This is a genomic window from Lentisphaera profundi, from assembly GCF_028728065.1.
GTDB classification, from domain to species: domain Bacteria; phylum Verrucomicrobiota; class Lentisphaeria; order Lentisphaerales; family Lentisphaeraceae; genus Lentisphaera; species Lentisphaera profundi.
This window is the reverse complement of sequence record NZ_CP117811.1, coordinates 2,481,249-2,502,590: the sequence shown is the minus strand read 5'-3', so window position 1 is coordinate 2,502,590 and position 21,342 is coordinate 2,481,249. Positions and strand designations below refer to the sequence as shown.

The window sequence follows — 21,342 nt, the reverse complement described above, 5'->3', positions numbered from 1 at the left end:
AACTTGCCTTGCCTTAAAGCTTCTAAAGATAAGATTAGGCAAAATTTAAAAGGATATGAAAGATGAAAATAATTGTTACTGGTGGTGCGGGCTTCATTGGCTCGGCAGTGATTCGCCATTTAATTGAAGATAGTGAGCATCAAGTACTCAACTTAGATAAGTTGACTTATGCAGGAAATTTAGAATCCTTACGCGACGTAGAGAGTCATGAACGCTATAGTTTTGCTCAGGTGGATATATGTGATCGTGATGGCGTAGAAAAAGTATTTGCCGATTTTAAGCCAGATGTGATGATGCACTTAGCAGCTGAATCACACGTCGACCGTTCGATAGATGCTCCAGGTGAATTCATGGAAACAAATATCATTGGAACTTATACACTCTTAGAAGTCGCTCGTAAGTACAGTTCGGAACATGCCGATTTTCGTTTTCATCATATTTCTACCGATGAAGTTTATGGTGACTTGGAAGGTGGTGATTATTTTTACGAGACCACGGCATATGCACCTAGTTCACCTTACTCGGCTTCGAAAGCCTCCTCGGATCACTTAGTGCGTGCCTGGAATCGTACTTATGGTTTACCTGTGGTAATCACTAATTGTTCAAATAATTATGGACCGTATCACTTCCCCGAAAAATTAATCCCCCTGATGATTCTCAATGCTTTGGCAGGGAAAAGTCTGCCGGTGTATGGTGATGGTCAGCAGGTTCGTGATTGGCTTTACGTAGAAGACCATGCCCGTGCCTTGGTTAAAGTCGCACTCGAAGGTGTGATTGGTGAGACCTATAATATTGGTGGCCACAATGAGAAAAAAAATCTTGAAGTGGTGCATACTATTTGCGATTTACTCGAAGAACTCCATCCAAATAAAGCTCAAGGGTTGAATCAGTATAGAGATTTAATCACTTATGTAAAAGATCGTCCTGGTCATGACGTGCGCTATGCCATTGATGCCACGAAAATTGACAGAGAATTAGGCTGGAAACCGCAGGAGACTTTTGAGTCAGGAATGCGTAAAACCGTAGAGTGGTATTTGGCGACTCGTGAGACCTGGTGCAAAAATGTTCTCGATGGTTCTTACCAAGGAGAGCGTCTAGGCGCGCTTTAATAAAAGCGGGGATCATACTAAAAATTGATCGAAAATAACAAGAGAAGTCCGTTTTATTGAGCTATTGTCAAGAGTCGTATAACTTCGTTAGGTCACTCACATGGAAAAAATTCGGTCAATTACTAGTCAAAAAATCACGCAAGAAGGCATTGAGCCTACACGTGATTGTCTTTTAGTGGAAACTCCTTTGCAAATCATTGTCAATGGTGAGGATTTATCGCTGACAATGCAAACGCCTGGCGACGAGCGTTATTTGGTTCGTGGGCTATTGCATAGCGAAGGAATCAGCTCGCTAGAGTTTGAATCATTTCACTTAGAAGAGTGGCAAAAGGGTTTGATTGCACGAGTACAACTGCAAGAAAAAGTGACTCCGGAGGGACGGCGTTTTGGTTCTAGCCCATCATGTGGAATTTGCGGTAAGCGCAATGTTGAAGGCTTATTCTCCAGTCTCAAGCCCTTGGAGAGTCAGACGATTTTCAATCAAAATTTTGTCATCCAATCCTTTAAAGCGAGTGCCAAAAAACAGCTGCTATTTTCTCTCACGGGAGGAAGTCACGGGGTTTCAGCAATTGATCAAAATGGTAAAGTTCTGTGTCATTTCGAGGATGTGGGTCGTCACAACGCAGTGGATAAAGTTATTGGTTATTTACTGGAGCATGACTGTTTAGAGCAAGCGAAAATGCTGACTTTAAGTGGCAGAGTGTCCTTTGAAATTATACAAAAATGTTGTCGTGCAGGGATAGAAGTTCTTGCTGCGATTTCAGCGCCTTCTTCTTTAGCAGTTGAATGGGCTGAAAAATTAAATATTACCCTTATGGCCTTTTGTCGTGATGAACGTTTTACGGTATATTCATGTCCCGATCGTCTGGAGAGTTATCAATTAAATATGCAGGAGAGCTGAGATGTCGAAAGAATATGCAGGTGGTTGGGGAGCCTTAAAATCTTCAATGAAATTCATGAAAAGAGAGGCCTTTGCCAAAAGCGCAAAAACACTTTTCAAAATGAATCAACCCAAAGGTTTTGATTGTCCAGGTTGTGCATGGCCCGACCCAAAGCATACCTCGGCGATTGCGGAATATTGTGAAAATGGTGTCAAAGCACTGACTTATGAGACGACAAAAAAACGAGCTTCAAGTGCGACCTTCATGAAGTACAAAGTCAAAGAAATGGCTGAGTGGTCGGACTTTAAGTTAGAAGATCAGGGACGTCTGACAGAACCCTTTGTGTACAATCCAGAAACTGATCATTATGAGCCTATTGAATGGTCTGCGGCTTTTGCGCTCATCGCAAATGAACTCAAGAACTTAGCTAGCCCAGATGAAGCTTTGTTTTATACATCGGGAAGGACTTCAAATGAGGCGGCTTTTTTGTATCAGCTCATGGGGCGCATGTATGGCACAAATAATTTTCCTGATTGTTCCAACCTTTGCCATGAATCCACGGGAGTGGGCATGGGAGAGAGTGTTGGCATTGGCAAGGGTACGGTATTGTTGGATGACTTCGAAAAAGCTGATGCGATTTATGTTTTTGGACAAAATCCTGGGACCAATCATCCTCGTATGCTTGGAGAATTACAAAATGCAGCCAAGCGTGGATGTAAAATTTTAAGTTTTAATCCTCTTGTGGAGGCAGGTCTCAAAGGATTTATTCATCCTCAAGATCCAGTTGGCATGAGTCTCAATAAAGTAAGCCCCATTTCGAGTCATTATTATCAACCATTGATTGGTGGGGATCTAGCCGCAATTCGAGGTATGATTAAGTACATATTTGAATCTGGCGCAAGTTTAGATAAAGGCTTTATTGATCAACATTGTTCTGGCTTTGATGAGTACAAAGCCATGGTGGAAAACACTTCTTGGGAGGATATTCTAAGCGAGTCGGGTTTGCAGAAAGAGCAGATTATTGAGGCGGCCGAAGTCTATTGCAAGGCAGATAAAGTGATTGCTTGTTGGGCAATGGGTTTAACTCAACACCGTCATGGAGTGGCAAATATTCAGGAAGTGATCAATTTATTGTTATTGAAGGGCAATATGGGAAGAGAGGGGGCGGGAGCCTGCCCTGTACGTGGCCACAGTAATGTGCAGGGAGATCGCACCGTGGGAATCACGGAATTCCCCAAAGAAGATTTTTTACTCAGTTTAGAAAAAGAATTCGAGTTTACAGCTCCTCGCAAACATGGCATGAGCGCGGTTCACGCAATTGAAGCCATGGATAAAGGTGAAGCCAAAGTCTTTGTAGCAATGGGAGGTAACTTTGCAGCTGCGAGCCCCGATACGGCAAAAACTTTTACGGGCTTACAGTCCTGTGAATTAACTGTTCACGTTTCGACTCACCTTAATCGTAGTCATGTGATTCACGGAAAGAAGGCATTGATTCTTCCTTGTATCGGGCGATCAGAAAAAGATCTTCAAGCATCTGGGATACAAAGTGTAACAGTGGAAGATTCAATGTCTATGGTTCACGCATCTACGGGTTCAAATGAGCCTGCATCAACAAGTTTGAAGTCAGAGCCTGCGATAGTTGCGGGCATCGCAAAAGCTTTATTAGGTTCGGAACGAGTGGATTGGGATGAACTTATTGCGGATTACGCAAATATTCGTGAGAAAATTGAAGCAGTGATTCCAGGTTTTGAAAATTATAACAAAAAAATCCAAGAGCCCGGTGGTTTTCATCTCAGGAATTCTGCGCGTTTAAGGGAATGGAAAACAGCCACTCAAAAGGCGCGTTTCATCACTAATGACTTGCCTATACATGAATTAAAAGCCGGGCGACTAAGATTGATGACCATGCGTTCCCATGACCAATATAACACCACGATTTACGGTATGGATGATCGTTATCGAGGTATTAAGAATGAACGTAGAGTTATTTTCCTTAATGAAAAAGATATGGCAGATTTAGGTCTGAAAGAAACTGATTCAGTAAAAATCACGAGTCACGCAAGCGATGGTGAACTACGCTCAGTCGAGAGCTTTCGTCCAGTGAAGTACAATATTCCACAAGGTTGTGCAGGGGCTTATTTTCCTGAAACGAATCCATTGGTAGGTTTGAGTGATCACGCCAAAAAAAGTTTCACGCCAATGTCAAAATTCATCATCATTGATTTAAAGAAAATGGAGTAAGAAACATCCGTAAGTTCACAAAGTTCTTAGCAAATGAAAGTTTAGCTAAGTTCTTTGCTCTTTAGTCTTAAGCGAGAGAGAAATACTGATGATATTTCGTTCATCTGCATCAAGTATTTTTGCCGTGAAGAAATCGCATTCGAGTTCTGTTCCTTTACTCGGAATATCGCCAGTGATGTTATAAATAAAAGCACCGATAGTATCGTATTCCTCATCGGATATTTCAGCATTAAGTATTTCGTTGATGTTGTCTATGGTAGCACGAGGATCTAAAGTGGCAGAGCCATCATCTTCAATTTTGATATAACTTTCTTCTTCGGTGTCGAATTCATCCTGAATTTCACCGACAATTTCTTCGAGGATATCTTCCATGGTCACGAGACCAGCAGTACCGCCAAATTCGTCTTGCACAATTGCAAGATGAATTTTTTTCTTGCGAAAATTAGGTAGTGTGAGGTCAAGCGTTTGTGTTTCAGGAACAAATTCTACAGGGCGAAGAAGGTCGTTGAGCTTGGAGCGGCCAACCCGACTGTAATCAAGGAAATCTTTTGCGTAGACAAGGCCTATGATAGTGTCTGGCTTCTCGTCATAAACAGGAAGACGACTGAAGCCACTGCTGATGAAAAGTTTTTTTATTTCTTCTAGGGACTGTTTTTTCTCTACGCCTGTAATAGAAGGTCTCGGGATCATGACTTCGCGAATGGTGGTGTCATCAAGATTAAAAACACCTTTGATCATGCGAGCTTCTTCATCTTCAATAGAATCTATGTCATCATTATCTTCGTCGTCTTCAACTAGAGAGAGGATTTCATCTTCGGCAGATGCTTTTGTTGTATTGTTATTACTTTCTTCTAAGCGAGCTTCATGAAGCTGATGGAGGTACATTACGATAGCCACATAAGGTAAATACAATAGACTCAAAGCTTTAATGGCAGGCAATGAATTACTGAGGATCTTAATGCCATAATTACGCGACCAAATGGAACCAATGACTTCACGTGTTAATAAATAAAGTAACATAATCAAAGAGAAGTAAGCAATATCTTCGATACGACTATTTTTTGCGCCTTCAAGGATGAAAAAATTATAAGCAATAAGTGTGTATGAAGTAGTGAAAGTAAAACTAGCCGCGCGCAGAGTGAAGCCGAATCGAGGGCGATTATCATCGATGAACTGACATTTAGTTTGAGTTTTATCTTCTAAAGTTCGGAGCAGTCCGCCAGTAAGTTTACGCAAAGATGAGCGGCATGAGCTAGTCCAAGAAGCAAGGGCTAAAAGGATAAGTAGAATAAATATTTCCATTAGGCGAGAATCCTAGCTTGGTCAAAATGATCTTTAATAATCATCATGGATTCAGCCTCTGCTGCGCGCATGGCTTTTATATCTTCTTCTTCATGGTCATCAAAGCCACAAAGGTGAAGTATGCCGTGGGCTAGGTAAAGAAGTGCTTCATCATTAAATGATGATTTATAGCTCTTGGCTTGGCTTTCAGCCGTTTCTAGAGAGATAAGCAGTTCGCCTAAAACAAAGGGGTCATCGGGGGCGGAAAATTCTTCGTCGTAGTCTTCGATATAATCGAAACTAATGACATCAGTAGGACCTTCATGATTGAGGAACTGAACATTTACGGGTTCAATTCCTGCATCATCAGTGAAATTAATATTGAGCTCGCAATTTTCTTTACTGAGGCCCCAGTGATTACATAAATATAGGGCAATAGCTTCTATGTGAGCTGTCTCAGTTAAAGTGTATTTATCTGTATCAGATTGTATAGAGATGTTCATGATTTGGCCGAATAAAATCGGCCGGACTCCTTACTGATCAATCGGTGCGAAGCTTGGTGGCTGCCAATCTGGATAAGACGCTTGGATAGCATTAGCCCAAGACCGTTCTAAAGCGGGGAGCTCATGGCTAGCAATTTGTGGATTACTTGCACAAGAGAAGCAGATTGCTGCTAAAAAGATCGTTACAATAAGAGCTTTTATTTTCATTTGAACTTCCTTACTAAACCAGTTGCGTTGTGACCACCAAAGCCGAGGTTGATATTAAGCGCAACATCAACTTTACATTCACGAGCTTTGTTAGGGACGTAATCTAGATCACAATCTGGATCAGGAGTCGTGTAATTCATGGTCGGAGGAATTTTATCGTTTTTCACTGCAAGAGCACAAACGATTGTTTCCCAAGCACCAGCAGTACCTAAGCCGTGACCGGTCATAGATTTAGTACTAGAGATAGGGATTTTTGGAGCGTTATCACCAAATACAGCTTTGATTGCACGGGTTTCGAACTTGTCGTTCATAGGAGTGGAAGTTCCGTGTGCATTGATGTAGCTTACTTCAGAGGCATCAATCTTGGCGTGTTTCATTGCCATTTCGATCGCGGCCGCTGCACCAGATCCATCTTCCGCAGGAGATGTGATATGATTAGCATCTGCAGTTGCGCCATAGCCAATAAATTCAGCAATGATATTTGCGCCACGTGCTTCTGCACTTTCAAGTGATTCTAAAACGATGATACCAGAACCTTCACCCATGACGAAACCATCACGGTCTTTGTCGAAGGGACGACTAGCGCCTTGAGGATCATCGTTGCGAGTGGACATAGCGCGCATTGAAGCGAAGCCAGCCATGCCAACCGGAGTAATTGCAGCTTCAGCACCACCTGTAATCATTACATCAGCATCACCGCGTTGGATAATCCAAAAGGCTTCTCCGATGGAGTGAGTTGATGATGCACAAGCAGAGACTGCAGTAAAATTGGGGCCTTTAAATCCGTGATGGATTGAAACGATTCCCGAGCTCATATCACCAATCATTTTGGGGATGAGCATAGGGGAAACGCGGCGGGGGCCTTTAGTGATGAGCTTTTCTACTTCTGCTTCGAGAGTAGCTAAGCCACCAATACCCGAACCAATGAGAACGCCAATGCGTTCTGCAGGAATAGACGAGTCCTTAAGACCCGCTTCTTCCACAGCTTCGTTTGAGGCAGCAATTGCAAACTGACAGAAACGATCGATTTTTTTGGCTGCTGCAGGTTCCATATGTTCAGTAGGGACAAAGTCAGTGACTTCACCCGCTATAGTACAACGATGACCTTCAGTATCGAAGCCTTTAATAGTATCCAAGCCACTTTTTCCGGATAAAAGTCCAGACCAAAATTCCTGGGTAGTATTACCGACTGGTGAAATTACACCTGTGCCAGTGATTACGATGCGTTTTAGTTCCATAGTTTATGCTGCCGTCAGTAAATTAATTAAGCGTTTTCTTCAACGAATTTGATTGCGTCGCCAACCGTGAGGATGTTTTCGCTTACTTCGTCTGGGATAGTTACGTTGAATTGCTCTTCTAGTTCCATAACGAGTTCTACTGTGTCGAGTGAATCGGCACCGAGATCGTCGATGAATTTTGCCTCAATAAGGCATTGGTCAGCTGTTACGCTGAGTTTTTCGCAGATTACTTCGATAACTTTATCGGCTGTTGAAGACATAACTCTTCTCCTAAGTTTGTATTTAGTTTGTTTTGTGAATGTTCGTTAAAATGATTGCATGTATTAAAAATGCAAATGCTATTGCATAACCAAACCACCGTCAACATTAAATGTTTGACCAGTGATATAAGCAGATTCGTCAGAAGCTAAAAAAGCGACCATTGCAGCGACTTCTTTTGCTTCGCCTGCACGACCTAATGGAATGTTGTTAAGAAAAGCTTCGCGAGCAGCGTCTGAGACTGCATCAGTCATTTCTGTAGCGATGTAGCCAGGAGCGACTGCGTTCACAGTAATGTTGCGGCTTGAAAGCTCTTTAGCACTTGATTTTGTGAGGCCAATTAAACCAGCTTTTGAAGCTGCATAGTTAGCTTGCCCAGCATTGCCCGTGAGGCCTACGACAGAGGAAATATTGATAATGCGGCCCTTGCGTAACTTCATCATTGGACGCATGACGGCTTTTGTACAGTTGAAAGCGCCTTTAAGATTGACGGCCATTACGAGGTCCCAGTCATCTTCTTTCATGCGCATCATGAGTGTGTCACGAGTGATACCTGCATTATTGACAAGAACGTCTACTTGACCGAAATCACTGAGAATTTGAGTAAAAATTTGGCTTACGGCTTCGCCTTCAGCAACGTTTAGGGCATAGCCTTTGACTTGGTCTGCAGGGGCAGCCAGTTCAGTCACAGCATTTTGTGCTGTTTCTTCTCTAGTGCCAATGAGGGCAACTTTTGCGCCATCAGCAACTAAGCGACGGCAAATTTCGAGACCAATACCACGTGAGCCGCCAGTAACGACACAAACTTTATCTTTTACACTCATGATTTATTCTTCCTTAAATTTTAGTATTTTAAAACTGTGGCACCCCAAGTGAATCCGCCACCGAAAGCAACAAAAACGAGAATTTGACCGCGTTTGAGTTCGCCGCTACGAGCGAGTTCGTCGAGGGCAATGGGGATTGTGGCAGCTGAGGTATTGCCATATTTTTGAACGTTAATAAAAACTTTTTCGCTACTGATACCAATTTTATCACCGACGGCAGTAATGATGCGTACATTTGCTTGGTGAGGAATGAGCCAATCAATGTCGTCAACACTTAGATTAACTTCTTCTAAAGCTTTTTTAACTGAGTTCGCCATGTTAGTGACTGCAAGTTTGAAAACTTCTCTACCCTGCATTTGGAGGTAGCGACCGGGATCATTCGCGTTTTCGATTGTATAAGGTGTCGCAGAGCCGCCGATAGCCGTATGTAAGAGTTCTTCGTGTGTACCGTCAGAGGCTAAAATGGAATTTAATAAAGTATTGTCTTTTTCATCTACGCTTTCTAGGATAGCGGCACCGGCGCCATCACCGAAAAGAACGCAAGTGTTGCGGTCAGACCAGTTGACTTGTGAGCTCAGTGTTTCAGCACCAATAACGAGCGCGTATTTATAGCTTCCGCAGCGCAACATTGAGGAGGCTACTTCCATGGCGTAAACAAAGCCAGTACAGGCAGCTTCTATTGAAAAACAGGCGGCATTGGATGCACCAATTTTTCTTTGTAAAATAGTTGCGGTGTTAGGGAAAGGTTTATCGGGAGATAGAGTAGCGACAATAATGAGATCCACGTCTTCTGCAGTGATGCCAGCGTTCTCGAGAGCGTTTTGTGCTGCGGGAACACAAAGATCAGAAGTTGCCTGATCCTTTGCGGCTATATGACGTTGTTGAATGCCTGTGCGTGTGACAATCCACTCGTGTGAGGTGTCTACAGTTTTCGCTAGTTCCTCATTGGTGACGATATTTTCAGGGGCATATTTTCCCGTGCCAATAATTTTAATACCCTTCATTTCATGCCTCCTGTTCAATCCCTGCGATGAGTTTTTTATTGATTTCTTTAAGTGTCAGTTCGTAAGCTACTTTGAGTGCATTTTTCAGTGCATAAGCATCTGAACTGCCGTGGGCTTTGATGAAAATTCCGTTGACTCCAAGTAAAAGTGCACCACCAGTGGCGCGCGAGTCAGTTTTTTCTCTGAGTTCATCAAAAGCTCCTTTCGATAGGGCGTAACCTACTTTGCGAACTTGTTTTTTCTTGATATTTTCTTTGAGCATGCCAGAGATTCCTTTGGCGATGCCTTCACAGCTTTTTAAAACTAAATTACCGATGAAGCCATCACATACGACGACATCAACTTTATCTTTAAAGAGGTCAGTGCCCTCTACGTTGCCGATGAAGTTATAGTTGTTTTCTTTCAGTAATTTAAAAGTTGCTTTGGTAACTTCGTTGCCTTTTCCGTCTTCACTACCGTTTGAGAAAAGTCCCACGCGAGGAGAATCTAGTTCGAGGATGACTTTTGCGTAGATTTCGCCCATGATTGAAAATTGGTTTAGCATCTCGGGTTTGGAGTCTACATTGGCACCAGAATCGAGAAGAACAAATTTACCGTGTGGAGCAGGGATAACCGTTGCAATAGCAGGACGACTTATTCCTGGGAGGCGACCTAATTTTAGGATGCAGCAAGCAACCGAGGCACCAGTATTTCCAGCAGAAACCAAAGCATCTGCTTCACCTTTTTTTACCATGTCAACTGCAATGGCAATAGAGGAATTTTTTTTGCCACGAATGGCAGCGGTGGGCGGATCATCCATAGTCACAACTTCAGTTGTGTGGATGATAGAGAAGCGTTCGAGGTCAACATTATGCTTGTTGAGCTCTAGATTGATGAGGGATTCATCCCCGACGAGTTTAAAAGTAACGTCGGCGGGGATTTCCTCGAGAGCCTGGATAGCTCCGGAGATAATATCCTGAGGGGCATTATCTCCACCCATTGCGTCAAGCGCAATGATCATATTAACTAGTTGCCAGCTTCGATAACTTGACGACCGTTATAAGAGCCGCAAGAAGCGCAAACGCGATGTGGTACGCGAGGAGCGCCACAATCACATAGTTGAGTTTGGATACCTTTCCAGGCGTAAGATGCTTTGCGCTGGCGCTTTTTCATCTTTGATGTTTTTCTTTTAGGCTGTGCCATGTTGTGTTCCTTGTCTTAACTTTGAAAAATTAGTCAAAATTTATATTATCTAAAGTATTGTCAAAAGAGCCGCCATTATCCGGTTTTGAGCATTGGCAACTCTCTTTATTGAGGTTCGCAGCACATCCTGAGCATAATCCTTTGCAGTCATCACGGCACAGGTAGTGTTGCGGAAAAGTGAGGAGTATATCCTCACGTATGTATTCTGTCAAATCAATAATGTCAGGACAATTTTCAATATGGTGACAAATTTCTTCTGACTCAAGTAGATGAGTGAAGTTTGAGTCGCAGCGATCGCAATTGCATTGCATGGCTACGCTGGCAAATCCCCGTATTAATAGGGCGTCCATATGGTCGATCATAGTGACATCGAGTTGAGCTTTTAGTGGGCCGTAGGATTTCTCTCTATAACTAATAGGAAGTTTGAGTAGAGAGGAATCCAGGTCGCCCTGAATTTTCACCCCAAGTTCTGGGATGTGAAATTTATTTATCTGAAGGGCATGAAGGGGCATGATATTTCTCCTTTAAGGCATCAGCAATGATGGTGGGAACAAATTTTGTAATATCTCCGCCGAGTTTTGCGATTTCACGTATCATTCTCGAAGATACAAATGAAGTCTCAGGACTGGGCATTAAAAATACTGTTTCACAATTGGGGTTGAGGTCGCGATTCATCATTGCCATGTGGATTTCATATTCAAAATCGGAAATAGAGCGGAGTCCACGAACAACGGCGCATGCCTCATATTCATTGAGAGCGTTTACTAGTAGACCACTAAATGAATGGACTTCTATATTGGGGATGTGTTGACAGATTGCAGTGATGTGTCCGCGACGCTCGTCCAGGCTGAAATGAGCTTGCTTGGAGGCATTGACGGCGACGAGCACAATGAGTTTGTCAAAGAGTTCTGCGGCTCTTTGGATAACATCTAAATGACCAAAAGTCAGCGGATCGAATGAGCCGGGATAGATAGCTATTTTTTCTTTAGACATTGCTTAGGTGATTCCAAATTGCTTAAGGCGACGATGCAGAGTACGTCGGCTCATGCCGAGGCGTTCCGCTGCAAGTGTGCGGTTGTTGTTAGATTCTTTGAGGGCTTTCAAAATAAGTACTTTTTCATTTTCTGCCACATCAAGTGCCTTGTCTTTTTCTTCTATTTTTGTTTGCTCCCTCATATGACCTTCACCGAGCAGTACGTGATCGGGTAAATTGGGGAGGTCAATATATTCATGTTGGCTAAGTACTGCCATGCGTTCGACGACATTGCGTAGTTCGCGAACATTGCCAGGCCAATCATAGGAACAAAGTCGTGCCATGGCATCGGCAGTAAAGCCTTTGACCTGCAATTGATTATCCTCGACAGAAGAGATTAAGCTATATTGAAGTAGAGCAGGGATATCTTCACGTCTATCCCGCAAAGGTGGGATTTCGAGGTTGATGACATCAAGACGATAGTAAAGGTCTTCACGGAATTCGCCAGCTAGGACCATTTTGCGTAAATCGCGATTGGTAGCAGCCAGGAGTCTGACGTCGGAATAGAGTGTTTCGCTTCCGCCTACGCGTTCGAAAGAACGGCTCTCTAATATACGCAACAACTTGACTTGCGTTGCGGCGTCGATTTCGCCGATTTCATCAAGGAAAAGTGTGCCCCCATCGGCAGCTTCAAAACGTCCGATACGTCTTTCATTCGCGCCAGTGAAGGAACCTTTCTCGTGACCAAAGAGTTCACTTTCAAAGAGATTGGCATTCAGAGCGGCACAATGAACAGCAATAAAAGCTTTTTTAGAACGCTTACTCGCAGCATGGATAGCATTGGCAATAACTTCTTTGCCGGTGCCACTTTCACCAGTAATAAGGACTGATGAACGTGCAGGTGCAATCTGCTGTACCATACGCAGCAGGTTTTCCATGATCGCGGATTGATAGATGATCTGAGGAGTATGTTTCGAGCCTTTGGCTTTTTGAGAAGGAGCAGGGACTTGTATTGGTAGGGCGAGATTTTTGGAGGGCAGCTGTAAGCTTGAGCCACTTTGAACCGCCGTTTTTAGAACTCCATCGAGGTCATCGAGACGAAAGGGTTTGGTGATGAAATCATAGGCGCCAGCTTTCACCGCATCAACAACGGTTTCCGTTTCGTTATAGGCACTCATGACAATGGCGGGGACTTCTGGGCGAATCTCTTTGAGTTTGCGCAAAAGTTCAATGCCATTCATACCGGGCATTTTCACATCAGTTAAAATGATATCGACTGGATTTTCTGCGAAGATTTTGATAGCTTCTTTGCCGTTGGATGCAGTGAAAGTCTCCCATTCACATTTAAGGGCACGAGCTAAGCCTTGGCAAGTATGGATCTCGTCATCGACGATGAGTATTTTGTTTTTATTCATGGTTCATCTCTTGGTTAGTATGGGAACTAATCATACGAATGCGTTTTCCTAAGCGGGGTAATGAAATGGTGAGCACCGTTCCTTTATCTTCGGCAGAACTAATATCTAATCTGCCTCCATGTTCCCTAATGATTTTTTCGACAATAAAAATACCAAGGCCAGTCCCGCTGTGACGATCGCTCTTGTAAGAGTTAAAGATTTTTCCGATTTTATTGAGGTCAATGCCCCCGCCGGTATCGGCAAAGCTAACGTGGATGAAATCATCATCACCAGAACAGAGTAAGGCTAATTTGCCTCCCTGAGGCATGGCTTGGATGGCATTTTTCATGATATTAAAAAAAGCTTGTTTTAGTTGAGTCTCATCACCTTCTATGAGGGGCGTGAATTCTGGTATCGAGGTTTCTAGTTCAATGTCACGGTCTTCAATTTCCTTGGTCATAAATTGTAGAGCTTCACGTAGAATAGAAGTTAATTCAATAGCTTTCATTTCAGGCTTATCTGAGCGTAAAGCCCCTAAGAATTGTCGAATGATGGTGTCTAAACGTTCAATTTCTCCGGAGGCCACGGTGAGCAGCTCTCTAGCCTCATCACCATCTTCACCAGTGATCTGCTTCATTAAACGACTCAAAAGTTGTAGATGAATATTTAAGCTATTCAAAGGATTACCCAGTTCATGAGCCACGCCAGCCGCCAGCATAGTCAATAGACGAAGTTGTTCGCTTTCATTATGAGACTGACTTTGCTTATGTAAGTCGGTATTATCGTGAATGACAATGATGTAGCCATCTATTTCAGTTTGCTTCACTATGGTGCAAATCAAGTGACGAAATTCAGGATAAGAAATCTCTAGTTCTTGGCGTTTAAAGCCATTCTCAGAGGGAATCATCTCATCGATTTTTAGCTCGGGAACAAACTTTGTTAGAGCCTGGCTTTTGGCGTCACCAGTTAAACCAAGAAGGTCTTGGGCGGCTTGATTGTGATAGGTGATATCGTGCGCTTCATCAAGTACGATGACGCCTTCACGAATTGCATTAAAAATAGTGTCGAGAGAACTTTTTTCCCGTACGAGATGGAGTAGGAAGGATTGTTCCTCCCCTAATTCGGAGCGCTTGAGTCGTTCGCTAAGGCGATCAATGATGTCTGCTTTCAATATGTACCCACAAAATTATTTTTTGTACTTTAGCACATTTTATTGTAAATACCCAAAAAATCTTTGTGCTCTTGCATTACAAAATCGTAGAATTATACTTTTCAAAACAATTAATTTGGAAGCACTTTCATCGTGATGGTATTTATTAGGCCCTTTATAATAATTTGTTTGAGTTTTGTTATTGCACATACAACGTCTAGCTCATGTAGTGTCTATACGACTCATGAACATGAAGAAAAGCATGAAGACGAAGAATATGAGAAATTTGCAGAAGAGTAAAATACTTTTGTGAGCTATTTTTTTTAGTCAGGATAAAGTTACGTAAGTAACTGATTATTAATATTTAAATAATAGATTAATCGCCAATAGGCCTATAGGTTTATGCTTAAATTAATTGGAGAGTAAAATGAAAAGAGTATTGATACGACCCTTTTTAATAATTTTATTAGCATTTTTATTTGTGAGTACAGCCTCTTGTGATTGGTCTTCTTATGAAGAGGAAGAAGTAGATTCAGAAATTGAAGAATACGAAAATGACCGCGAAGAAGAGTAAGCTACCCCCTCTTGTTATATTGCCCATTTTAAGTTTAGTTTTAGTTGCCTTAGTTCAATTGGCAATGAGTAATTTTGATGTCTTAAGCCCTTGGAAAGGGGGCGGTTTTGGGATGTTTTCGAGTCTCAAAAATCCAGGTATGAGGTGCATCGTCGTAAAAATCAGTTTTGCTGATGGTCAAACAAAATTAGTGTCATCAAAGCAATTCTCTAAAATTCGATCTTATGATCAATTAAGAGCTTTCCCGAAAGAAAGTAAATTAATTGAGTTTACTGATGAGCTTCTTTTATTAAAATGGAAACATCGTTATGGCGATAGTGATGATTATGTTAGAAGTAACCCATTAGGGAAAAGTGCGACAGCGATAGAAATTAATCTTGCTGAGCTTATTTATGCAAAAGGAACAATAAGTGTAAAGGAAGTACTTTCACATAAACGGGATGTGGAATGACCATGTTACTCCGTATGTCGCTTTTACTCGCCTTGCTAGCGGCCGCTCCGAAAGGGCATGTCGCAGCGGCTTTTCATTGTTTAGTTTTATTAGCTTTATTTTTCCCGAAATTTGGTAAACACCATGACTTCTGGCTAGCATTGACTTCTCTTCAAGTATTTGCAATTTTTTATCATTGGGGAAGTACCGATAATCATAAGTATTTAATTGCCTATTGGTTTTTCACCATTTACTTAGCGCTGCTATCGACAAAGGGCAATAAAGCCTTGTTTAGAGAGTTTTGTGGAAAGTCTGCGCGTTATTTAATCTTAGGCTGCATGGCTTTTGCGGTATTAGCAAAAGTTCTTCACCCCGAGTATTTGAATGGTGATTTTTTTCGTTTTACGCTTTTGACTGATGGGCGCTTTCAATTGTTTACGACTTTATTTACAGATCTCGATAAATCCATTTTGGAAGTCAATGCGGCTAATATGAAAGTCATGAGTAGATCTTTACAAAGTGAAATAATCCTGCAAGGCCTTAAAGAAGTGAATGCCCTGGCGCTATTTTTAACCTATTGGACAATTTTCATTGAGGCTTTAATTGCCTTTCTTTTTACTTGGAATAAAAAAGCGATCTGGGCTCACGCGATACTGATGATTTTTATGATTACGACCTATTCTGTGGCCACAGTGACGGGTTTTTCTTTAGTTATGTGCTGTTTAGCTTATGCCCATGCGCAGCTCCAAGACTTTGATCCGCGGATTAAATATTTTTATCCCTGCTTCTTTGCATTGACTTTTATGCTCGGCTTGTCTTTCGGAGATGTTTTTTAATTTCATTAGCTTTGAAATCTTGCTAAAGTCGCAAACTTATTGAGGAAGATGACCAGTTTTAACTAGAATGATTGTTTCTTTTTCGACGCGCGGAAAATGATGGCTATTATGCGGACTACGCAACCAAGTATATTGGGGGTAGCTACCGTGTTCATCGATGAATTCACCACTGATGACAAATATTTCTTCTCCTCCCGTATGGTGATGAGGCTGAAAAATTTCACCTGCAGGCCATTTGACGAGGGTGATGCTTTCATTATTGAATTGATGAAGGGGCATAACTTCAAGTTGGCCAATACCTTCTCTCCAGCTTGCTTCTAATGTATTGATGCGTTTGGATTCTAAATCATCTTCGCCAAATTGATTGAGTTTAACGTAAATAATACAGCCATCTTTACTGAAGGGTTTATGCTGACTTCCCGGAGGATTACGGATATATGTTCCTGGACCAAAGTCGCCAGTCTCATCCGAAAAAGTACCTTCAAGTACAAAGATTTCTTCACCGAGTGGGTGTGAATGTGCCTTGAAATAAGAATTAGCTTCGTATTTCACTATGCTCGTAACGTGACCGTGTTCCGCAGCTTCTCGTTCGAGTGGCTTCCGCCATACACCAGCCAGAGGGCTCTGTAACCATTCTTGATTATGGCTATGAATGCAGCAGGCTTGGCTAAAATCCATGTTTATCATGAGTGCTTCCTTCGTTTAGATAAATTATGATCCTAAGAGAGGTTTTTACAAATGAACTTCGTTGAAGCGACTCAAAGGAGAGTTAGACTGACTTATATCAAGATGCGTGGCGCGAGCAACGCCTAGTCCTACAACACTTAACTTTGGAAAATATGCAACAAGATTTTATAGAATTGATCAAGTGGTCCTTAGCTAATTATGCAGGTTTGCCTTGGCGAACCGATGAGCGTGATTTATATCGCGTACTTGTTTCGGAAGTGATGTTACAGCAGACGACAGTTGGAACTGTGTTACCCCGTTATGAAAGTTTTTTTGTACAGTTTCCGACATTAGAATCACTCGCAGAAGCAGACGAGGCGGATTTAGCTTTAGCATGGAAGGGTTTGGGTTATTATCGCCGTGCACAGAACCTCTACAAAGCCGTGAAAATGATTCATCAGTCAGGAAGTGATTTTCCGGAGGGAGAAGAAAAATTACAGGAGATCCCTGGAGTCGGGCCTTATACGGCAGCCGCTTTGACAGCTATTGGTAGAAATGAATTGGCCTTAGCAGTAGATGGGAATTTACAGAGGGTATTGAGCCGTTATTTTTTAATTAGAGAAGAGCAGGGGCCGAAGCTCCAAAAAGCAGTGCAGTCACTTATGCATAATAAACTCTTTGCTAAAATCATAGAATCTTGTGGCCCTCGCAAATTTAATGAGGCCTTGATGGACTTGGGACGATCAATTTGTAAACCCCGCAATCCCAAATGTACTGAATGTAGCTTACAATCTTCCTGTAAAGCCTTTCACGAGCAATGCGTAGAGGAAATCCCCCACAAAAAAGAAAAAAAGAAAGTTATCATTTCTGAACTTAAGTTGGTGCGAGTTTTAATTAGAAATAAATCTGGCGAACTACTCTTTTATAAAAAGAATAAGGGTGAATGGCTGAGGGATCAATGGGAGCTTCCGACAATAGTAATTTCCTCAGAAGATAAAGATTTTAAACAATATCCCTTTGCAAAGCTCGCAGATTATTCCTCGGAACAAATTACCACAGCAATAACCCGTTACCGCATTCGCAATCATTGGTTAGAAATGGATGAGTTAGATTTTCGGGACCTTGGAGTTCTGACCGATCGCGAATTTACTTTTTTAAAATGGCCAGAACCTCAGGAACACATTTCCACGGCCAGCGAAAAAATTCTAAGGAACTTAAATAATGAGTGATCTAAAAACGTCATTGAGAGAAATTTTTGGCTTCGAAAGTTTTCGAGAAGGGCAAGAACAAACGATTCAGCAATTACTCCAAGGTCAAAGTAGCTTAGCTATTTTCCCCACGGGTTCAGGCAAATCACTATGTTATCAACTGGCGGCCTTACATTTACCCAAATTGACTTTAGTCGTTTCACCCTTGCTAGCATTGATCAAAGATCAGGTTGATTTTCTCCATTCAAAAGGAATTGCAGCGGCGAGTATAGATTCTACACAGGGCTTTGAGGCTCAACGCCAAACGATTGATGGAATACGTCGTGGTGAAATTAAAATTCTCATGGTATCAGTCGAACGCTTTAAAAATGAACGTTTTCGTAGTTTCATCGAATCAATAGAACTCTCTTTATTAGTGGTAGATGAAGCTCACTGTATATCTGAATGGGGACATAATTTTCGTCCAGATTATCTCAAATTACCTGCCTATCAAAAAGAATTAAATATCCCGATGGTGCTGTTGCTCACGGCAACAGCTACTCGTAAGGTGAAAGAAGATATGTGCAAAAAATTCGCTATTGCTCAAAATCACATGGTGCAGACAGGTTTTTATCGGTCGAACTTAGATTTAGCGGTAGTACCTACATCACAGAGCCATAAGTTGGCGCGCTTATTAGAGAGTGTCCAAGGAAATTCTGGAGCGGGAATTGTCTACGTTACCCTACAGCATACAGCTAATGAAGTGGGACAGTACTTACGTGAGCAAGGAATCAATGCAGTATCGTATCACGCAGGTTTACCGACTGAGGCACGATTGAGAATTCAAGATCAATTTATGCAGAGTGAAGATCAAACAGTGGTCGCTACCATAGCCTTTGGTATGGGTGTCGACAAAGCTAATATTCGCTATGTGATCCATTATGATTTACCCAAGTCAATCGAAAACTATAGTCAGGAAATTGGCCGTGCAGGGCGTGATGGCCAAGCTTCTAAATGCATTACTTTAGCGAATTTAGATGGGCTTAATACGGTGGAGAATTTTGTGTACGGTGATACACCAGAATTGACTGGGATTGAAAAAGTAATTCAGATCATTCAAGCCGAGACTCATGGCGATCAATGGGAGATGCAGATCAATACTCTCTCCAGTAGTAGCAATATTCGTCAATTGCCTTTAAAGACTCTCTTGGTTCATTTAGAAATGCAGGGAGTGATTCAAGCGAAATTCTCTTACTATGCCGACTTACGTTATAAATTTCTTGTCAATGAAGCCGATATTTTAGCCCGATTTCAGGGAGAAAGAAAAAGCTTTTTACAAGCGGTTTTTCAGACCGGTTCAAAGAAACGAATTTGGTGCGAACCCAACTTTAAGCAGCTCAAACAAGCCTATGGTGCCGAACGTGGACGTGCAGTTACGGCTTTGGAGTATTTACATGAGAATGCGTGGATTAATTTAGAAAGTAAAAAAATCACGGATGTTTATCAAGTAAATGTAGCTCGCGCCTCCGAGGCTCACTTGGCAAGTGACTTATCCGAATATTTTTTGAGTAAGGAAAAGAGTGAAATTCAGAGAATTGCGAATTTAGTCAAATTTTTTGAAGGGGAAGCCTGTCTAAGCAAGGCTTTAGCCCAACACTTTGATGATGCACAAGTGACTTCTAATTGTGGTCATTGCAGTGTTTGTCGAGGGGAGATTGCCAAATTGCGCTATTCGCAAAAAGTTTCTTCGCCAAGTCTAGAGGACTTAAAAGAGTTTTTACCTCAGCTACAACAGAAGTAGCCGGCCACCGCGCAAGCAAAATTTAGTTCTGAATTATTCTGTCGTTTTTTAGCGGGGATCAAAGTGCCGGCGTTTAGCCGCAATAAGATTCAATCGCTTCCGGGCTTTGCTTCTTGTGAAAGTTTACCCTATCAGAGTATACGAGACTTGGTTCGCGAACTAGGAGTCTAGTTTAATTAGGCCACGGTCTCTTGTGAGACGTAAAGTGGAACAGCGCTTTTCTTTTTTCTATTTTTCAGCTGAAATATAGAAAGATGAATTTGTGGCACGATAGCCATGCTACAAAAGAAAATTGAAGAAAGAAATACTTGTACCTTTAAATCGCTGATATTGGGAATAAAAGCAGCAAAAGCCAAGCTGATGGCGAGCTGCAAAGTTTTCTCAGAGACTATTTTTTGGCTGATTAAAGCACTCAAAGCCGTGAGCATGAGTGCGGGAAGGATGACCATCTTTGATATTTCTACAAGGTAAATAGCATTGTAGAATGAACCCACTTCTTGAGAATAAGTAAGGAAATCCTTTGGCAAATCACTGTCACAGAAATTTAAATACAAGAGGCAATAAGCCATATAAAACAGACTACTGGTGATGATGAATTTAGTGAGTTCAAAAAAAGTTTTCATATGATCCCCATACTTTTAAAAATTTAGAGCACTACTAATTAACACAAGTGCCTAAAAGTCAATATATATTTTTCAAACTTCACCTATTTTTAATGTATTGGCCATTTGTGACGTGATTAAGTTTTGAAGGTGGATAGCGAAGAGATAAAATCACATCATCTTAATTAAGTCGCCAAAAATAAATTCGAATTCTATACAATTTTTTTGCATCTCTTAAAAGTAGCCTATAGACTGAATAGTTATTAATTGAGTTTGGGAGATGGTGATGCAAAGAGAAGAGTTGATTTCGGAAAGTGCTTGGATTAATACAATATTTGATGACTGTGTGGAATTCTTAATTTGGTCAGGAGATCTCATTGGAATGACTTATTACGAGATTAATGTCTGGTTTTTTTGTGTTCTTTGGCCTCTATTTACCTTTGTGCTTTGTTTAGTTTCTATAATTCTTTATTTAAAACTGCGCAAACTAAAAAAGCATTGTGTATTAGTGGAGGCTAAAATTGAAAGCTAGAATCAGCATGGTCTCACTTGGCGTTACTGATTTAGATCGCTCAGTTAAGTTTTATAAGGATTTGGGCTTCCCTTTATTCCAAGCTTTGCCCAATGCGGCATTTTTTGATTTAAATGGAAGCTGGTTGGGTTTGTGTGTGCGTTCAGTCTTGGCTAAAGATATCGGCATGAGTCCTGAAGGTAGTGGATTTTCGGCTATCAATATGGCACATAATGTAAGCTCTGAACAGGAAGTTGATGACTTAATAGAAGAAGCTAAGAATGCGGGCGCGAAGTTAATCAAAGAGCCCCAGAAAGCTGAATGGGGAGGTTATCATGCCTATTTCTCTGATCCAGATGGTCACTTATGGGAGATCGCTTACAATCCATTTGCTTGGATTGGCCCGGAAGATTAGCCTCTAAATATATTTTCACGCAAGATCCTGGTTTTTCTGCGAATGGTTTAATTAAGTAATATTCTCAGGTCTTGT

General features: G+C 41.7%; 23 protein-coding genes and 1 pseudogene. 9 read left to right on the top strand and 15 right to left on the bottom strand.

Annotation, left to right across the window (positions count from 1 at the left end; genetic code table 11):
- Nucleotides 1-62 precede the first annotated feature (62 nt).
- The 3 genes from rfbB to PQO03_RS10220 all read left to right on the top strand — a co-directional run bounded on the left by rfbB (nucleotide 63) and on the right by PQO03_RS10220 (nucleotide 4,231).
- Nucleotides 63-1,109: a dTDP-glucose 4,6-dehydratase gene (gene rfbB / locus PQO03_RS10230; RefSeq protein WP_274150112.1), complete on the top strand. Its 1,047-nt coding sequence runs from the start codon at nucleotides 63-65 to the stop codon at nucleotides 1,107-1,109.
- 100 nt (nucleotides 1,110-1,209) lie between these two features.
- The gene (gene fdhD / locus PQO03_RS10225; protein WP_274150110.1) at nucleotides 1,210-2,010 is read left to right on the top strand and encodes a formate dehydrogenase accessory sulfurtransferase FdhD; all 801 of its coding nucleotides are present in this window, start codon (nucleotides 1,210-1,212) and stop codon (nucleotides 2,008-2,010) included.
- Nucleotide 2,011: 1 nt separating this feature from the next.
- Nucleotides 2,012-4,231: an FdhF/YdeP family oxidoreductase gene (locus PQO03_RS10220; RefSeq protein ID WP_274150108.1), complete on the top strand. Its 2,220-nt coding sequence runs from the start codon at nucleotides 2,012-2,014 to the stop codon at nucleotides 4,229-4,231.
- A 45-nt stretch (nucleotides 4,232-4,276) separates the two neighbouring features.
- On the opposite strand, the gene PQO03_RS10215 is transcribed toward PQO03_RS10220, so the two are convergent.
- From PQO03_RS10215 to PQO03_RS10155, 13 genes are all read right to left on the bottom strand, one after another.
- Nucleotides 4,277-5,533, bottom strand: coding sequence for a hemolysin family protein (locus PQO03_RS10215; RefSeq protein WP_274150106.1), 1,257 nt, complete (start codon nucleotides 5,531-5,533; stop codon nucleotides 4,277-4,279).
- Entirely contained in the window at nucleotides 5,533-6,015 is a 483-nt protein-coding gene (ybeY, locus tag PQO03_RS10210; RefSeq protein WP_274150105.1) for an rRNA maturation RNase YbeY, read from the bottom strand. Before ybeY ends, PQO03_RS10215 begins: the two co-directional genes overlap by 1 nt.
- A 30-nt stretch (nucleotides 6,016-6,045) precedes the next feature.
- Nucleotides 6,046-6,222, bottom strand: a complete 177-nt coding sequence (locus PQO03_RS10205) for a hypothetical protein (RefSeq protein ID WP_274150103.1) — start codon at nucleotides 6,220-6,222, stop codon at nucleotides 6,046-6,048.
- Nucleotides 6,219-7,460 carry a beta-ketoacyl-ACP synthase II gene (gene fabF / locus PQO03_RS10200; protein ID WP_274150101.1) on the bottom strand — a complete coding sequence of 414 codons (1,242 nt, stop codon included), beginning with the start codon at nucleotides 7,458-7,460 and terminating at the stop codon, nucleotides 6,219-6,221. Before fabF ends, PQO03_RS10205 begins: the two co-directional genes overlap by 4 nt.
- Nucleotides 7,461-7,486: 26 nt before the next feature.
- On the bottom strand, nucleotides 7,487-7,720 hold the full coding sequence (locus PQO03_RS10195) for an acyl carrier protein (RefSeq protein WP_274150100.1): 234 nt from the start codon (nucleotides 7,718-7,720) through the stop codon (nucleotides 7,487-7,489).
- A 78-nt stretch (nucleotides 7,721-7,798) separates the two neighbouring features.
- Nucleotides 7,799-8,542 carry a 3-oxoacyl-[acyl-carrier-protein] reductase gene (gene fabG, locus PQO03_RS10190; RefSeq protein ID WP_274150099.1) on the bottom strand — a complete coding sequence of 248 codons (744 nt, stop codon included), beginning with the start codon at nucleotides 8,540-8,542 and terminating at the stop codon, nucleotides 7,799-7,801.
- Nucleotides 8,543-8,562: 20 nt separating this feature from the next.
- A complete protein-coding gene (locus PQO03_RS10185; RefSeq protein WP_274150098.1) occupies nucleotides 8,563-9,546 on the bottom strand; it encodes a beta-ketoacyl-ACP synthase III in 984 nt (327 codons plus the stop codon).
- 1 nt (nucleotide 9,547) lies between these two features.
- Nucleotides 9,548-10,546, bottom strand: coding sequence for a phosphate acyltransferase PlsX (gene plsX, locus PQO03_RS10180; protein WP_274150097.1), 999 nt, complete (start codon nucleotides 10,544-10,546; stop codon nucleotides 9,548-9,550).
- A gap of 5 nt (nucleotides 10,547-10,551) precedes the next feature.
- Nucleotides 10,552-10,728 (bottom strand): 50S ribosomal protein L32, encoded by a 177-nt coding sequence (gene rpmF, locus PQO03_RS10175; RefSeq protein WP_274150077.1) that lies wholly within the window; start codon nucleotides 10,726-10,728, stop codon nucleotides 10,552-10,554.
- A 29-nt stretch (nucleotides 10,729-10,757) separates the two neighbouring features.
- Entirely contained in the window at nucleotides 10,758-11,240 is a 483-nt protein-coding gene (locus tag PQO03_RS10170; protein ID WP_274150075.1) for a YceD family protein, read from the bottom strand.
- Nucleotides 11,212-11,721, bottom strand: a complete 510-nt coding sequence (gene coaD, locus PQO03_RS10165) for a pantetheine-phosphate adenylyltransferase (protein WP_274150074.1) — start codon at nucleotides 11,719-11,721, stop codon at nucleotides 11,212-11,214. Before coaD ends, PQO03_RS10170 begins: the two co-directional genes overlap by 29 nt.
- A 3-nt stretch (nucleotides 11,722-11,724) precedes the next feature.
- Entirely contained in the window at nucleotides 11,725-13,116 is a 1,392-nt protein-coding gene (locus PQO03_RS10160; RefSeq protein WP_274150072.1) for a sigma-54-dependent transcriptional regulator, read from the bottom strand.
- A complete protein-coding gene (locus PQO03_RS10155) occupies nucleotides 13,109-14,266 on the bottom strand; it encodes a sensor histidine kinase (RefSeq protein ID WP_274150070.1) in 1,158 nt (385 codons plus the stop codon). Before PQO03_RS10155 ends, PQO03_RS10160 begins: the two co-directional genes overlap by 8 nt.
- A 406-nt stretch (nucleotides 14,267-14,672) precedes the next feature.
- On the opposite strand from PQO03_RS10155, the gene PQO03_RS10150 reads away from it, so the two are divergent.
- From PQO03_RS10150 to PQO03_RS10140, 3 genes are read left to right on the top strand one after another with little or no spacing between them, the layout of a single operon-like run.
- Nucleotides 14,673-14,819 (top strand): hypothetical protein, encoded by a 147-nt coding sequence (locus PQO03_RS10150; RefSeq protein WP_274150068.1) that lies wholly within the window; start codon nucleotides 14,673-14,675, stop codon nucleotides 14,817-14,819.
- The gene (locus tag PQO03_RS10145) at nucleotides 14,800-15,270 is read left to right on the top strand and encodes a hypothetical protein (RefSeq protein ID WP_274150066.1); all 471 of its coding nucleotides are present in this window, start codon (nucleotides 14,800-14,802) and stop codon (nucleotides 15,268-15,270) included. Before PQO03_RS10150 ends, PQO03_RS10145 begins: the two co-directional genes overlap by 20 nt.
- Entirely contained in the window at nucleotides 15,267-16,085 is an 819-nt protein-coding gene (locus PQO03_RS10140; protein WP_274150064.1) for a hypothetical protein, read from the top strand. The genes PQO03_RS10145 and PQO03_RS10140 overlap by 4 nt, the downstream gene beginning before the upstream one ends.
- A gap of 36 nt (nucleotides 16,086-16,121) precedes the next feature.
- On the opposite strand, the gene PQO03_RS10135 is transcribed toward PQO03_RS10140, so the two are convergent.
- Nucleotides 16,122-16,772: a cupin domain-containing protein gene (locus PQO03_RS10135; protein ID WP_274150062.1), complete on the bottom strand. Its 651-nt coding sequence runs from the start codon at nucleotides 16,770-16,772 to the stop codon at nucleotides 16,122-16,124.
- A gap of 152 nt (nucleotides 16,773-16,924) precedes the next feature.
- On the opposite strand from PQO03_RS10135, the gene PQO03_RS10130 reads away from it, so the two are divergent.
- Both PQO03_RS10130 and PQO03_RS10125 read left to right on the top strand, forming a co-directional pair.
- Entirely contained in the window at nucleotides 16,925-17,980 is a 1,056-nt protein-coding gene (locus PQO03_RS10130; RefSeq protein ID WP_274150060.1) for an A/G-specific adenine glycosylase, read from the top strand.
- A pseudogene (locus tag PQO03_RS10125) lies at nucleotides 17,973-19,910 on the top strand (RecQ family ATP-dependent DNA helicase). Before PQO03_RS10130 ends, PQO03_RS10125 begins: the two are co-directional and overlap by 8 nt.
- Nucleotides 19,911-19,915: 5 nt before the next feature.
- On the opposite strand, the gene PQO03_RS10120 reads toward PQO03_RS10125, so the two are convergent.
- Nucleotides 19,916-20,362 carry a hypothetical protein gene (locus tag PQO03_RS10120; protein WP_274150056.1) on the bottom strand — a complete coding sequence of 149 codons (447 nt, stop codon included), beginning with the start codon at nucleotides 20,360-20,362 and terminating at the stop codon, nucleotides 19,916-19,918.
- Nucleotides 20,363-20,862: 500 nt separating this feature from the next.
- On the opposite strand from PQO03_RS10120, the gene PQO03_RS10115 reads away from it, so the two are divergent.
- A complete protein-coding gene (locus PQO03_RS10115) occupies nucleotides 20,863-21,267 on the top strand; it encodes a VOC family protein (protein ID WP_274150054.1) in 405 nt (134 codons plus the stop codon).
- The last annotated feature ends 75 nt before the right edge of the window (nucleotides 21,268-21,342 follow it).